Annotated in this window: 2 rRNA genes (1 of these 2 cut by a window edge); both read left to right on the top strand. The window is 57.2% G+C overall.

Annotated elements, in window-relative coordinates:
• Nucleotides 1-1,783, top strand: a 23S ribosomal RNA gene (locus BUB39_RS23580); it begins 981 nt to the left of the window's first position.
• Nucleotides 1,784-1,862: 79 nt separating this feature from the next.
• Nucleotides 1,863-1,977: ribosomal RNA gene (gene rrf / locus BUB39_RS23575) — 5S ribosomal RNA — on the top strand.
• Nucleotides 1,978-2,500 lie beyond the last annotated feature (523 nt).

Below are 2,500 nucleotides of genomic sequence, written 5' to 3'. Positions count from 1 at the left end.
ACAACCCTGACCACCAGCTAAGGCCCCCAAATCATGGCTAAGTGTGAAAGGATGTGGGGATCCCAAAACAACCAGGATGTTGGCTTAGAAGCAGCCATCATTTAAAGAAAGCGTAACAGCTCACTGGTCTAGACAAGGGTTCCTGCGCCGACAATGTAACGGGGCTCAAGCCATGTGCCGAAGCTGTGGATGTGATCGCAAGATCACGTGGTAGCGGAGCGTTCCGTAAGCCTGCGAAGGGATACTCGTGAGAGATCCTGGAGGTATCGGAAGTGCGAATGCTGACATGAGTAACGACAAACAGTGTGAGAGACACTGTCGCCGAAAGTCCAAGGGTTCCTGCGTAAAGCTAATCTGCGCAGGGTTAGCCGGCTCCTAAGGCGAGGCCGAAAGGCGTAGTCGATGGGAATGGGGTGAATATTCCCCAGCCTGCGGGTAGTGACGAATCCCGTGTATTGTACGGTCTTATTGGATTGACCGTGCCGTGAAGGGGTTCCAGGAAATAGCTCCCGCGTATAGACCGTACCCTAAACCGACACAGGTGGACTGGTAGAGTATACCAAGGCGCTTGAGAGAATGGTGCTGAAGGAACTCGGCAAATTGCCTCCGTAACTTCGGGAGAAGGAGGCCCTGTACTTGGGCAACCAGGTATAGGGGGCACAGACTAGGGGGTAGCGACTGTTTACCTAAAACACAGGGCTCTGCGAAGCCGTAAGGCGACGTATAGGGTCTGACGCCTGCCCGGTGCCGGAAGGTTAAGAGGAGAGGTGCAAGCTTTGAATCGAAGCCCCGGTAAACGGCGGCCGTAACTATAACGGTCCTAAGGTAGCGAAATTCCTTGTCGGGTAAGTTCCGACCTGCACGAATGGCGTAACGACTTCCCCGCTGTCTCCAGCACCCGCTCAGTGAAATTGAATTCCCCGTGAAGATGCGGGGTTCCCGCGGTCAGACGGAAAGACCCCATGAACCTTTACTACAACTTTGCACTGGTATTCGTGTTTGCATGTGTAGGATAGGTGGTAGGCTTTGAAGTTCGGGCGCCAGCTCGGATGGAGCCATCCTTGAAATACCACCCTTGTGAATATGGATATCTAACCGCGGCCCGTCATCCGGGTCCGGGACAGTGCATGGTGGGTAGTTTGACTGGGGCGGTCGCCTCCCAAAGTGTAACGGAGGCGCGCGATGGTGGGCTCAGAGCGGTCGGAAATCGCTCGTCGAGTGCAATGGCATAAGCCCGCCTGACTGCGAGACTGACAAGTCGAGCAGAGTCGAAAGACGGCCATAGTGATCCGGTGGTCCCACGTGGACGGGCCATCGCTCAACGGATAAAAGGTACTCTGGGGATAACAGGCTGATGATGCCCAAGAGTCCATATCGACGGCATCGTTTGGCACCTCGATGTCGACTCATCACATCCTGGGGCTGGAGAAGGTCCCAAGGGTTCGGCTGTTCGCCGATTAAAGTGGTACGTGAGTTGGGTTCAGAACGTCGTGAGACAGTTCGGTCCCTATCTGCCGTGGGTGTAGGAAAATTGAGAGGATCTGTCCTTAGTACGAGAGGACCGGGATGGACGTACCTCTGGTGGACCTGTTGTGGCGCCAGCCGCATTGCAGGGTAGCTACGTACGGACGGGATAACCGCTGAAAGCATCTAAGCGGGAAACCCACCTCAAAACGAGTTTTCCCTTGAGAGTCGTGGTAGACCACCACGTCGATAGGCCGGGTGTGGAAGTGCGGCAACGCATGTAGCTTACCGGTACTAATCACTCGATAGGCTTGATCGCCCTCATTAATCCATGCTCATCCCGACGGATGAAGCGTCAGTGACAACAGCTTCTTCAAATCCGATACGAACTTTGCCGGCCTGGTGGTCATGGCGAGGAGCCTGAACCCGATCCCATTCCGAACTCGGCCGTTAAACTCCTCCGCGCCAATGGTACTTTGTCTTAAGACACGGGAGAGTAGGTCGCCGCCAGGCCTGCAAAGTTCGTATCCAATCTCTCTTCACACCCTTTCAAAAAGCCCCGACGCGCAGAAATGCCCGCCGGGGCTTTTTGTCGTCCGCGAACAGCGGAAGGTGGGGGGCGACGGCCCGGCTCCGGCGGCAACACAACACGGCCCGCTCCATGCGAAACATAAGAGCCGCCCCAAGGCGCTGCCGCCGGTGGGGGGAGGGGGCGGACAGCCGCCAGGACAACCATGTTCCCCAACAGACGCGATCCACGATGCAACCGCCGAACGGCGGGTAACCAAAGGTCGCGCTCCAAGCCCCGCAGCACCCCGAAGCGAACCCGCCGCCCAGGCTGAGATGACGCGCCTGAAAGCAACCGACAAGCCGCGCGCGTGAGCAGCGGCACAGGCAACAACACAAGCAGAGCGTCAGGCATCTGAACACCCCTCACGCTCGCAGGCGCGATCCACGCGCCGACATCGCCCACAACAAACGCCCCCCACCTAAACGCATCCCTACCCACACAAGCCTCCCACAAAGCAGCACTCAG

The sequence above is a fragment of the Kaistia soli DSM 19436 genome (assembly GCF_900129325.1).
Lineage (GTDB): Bacteria > Pseudomonadota > Alphaproteobacteria > Rhizobiales > Kaistiaceae > Kaistia > Kaistia soli.
The sequence above is the reverse complement of the archived record's forward strand: the minus strand, read 5'-3'. Positions and strand labels throughout refer to the sequence as shown.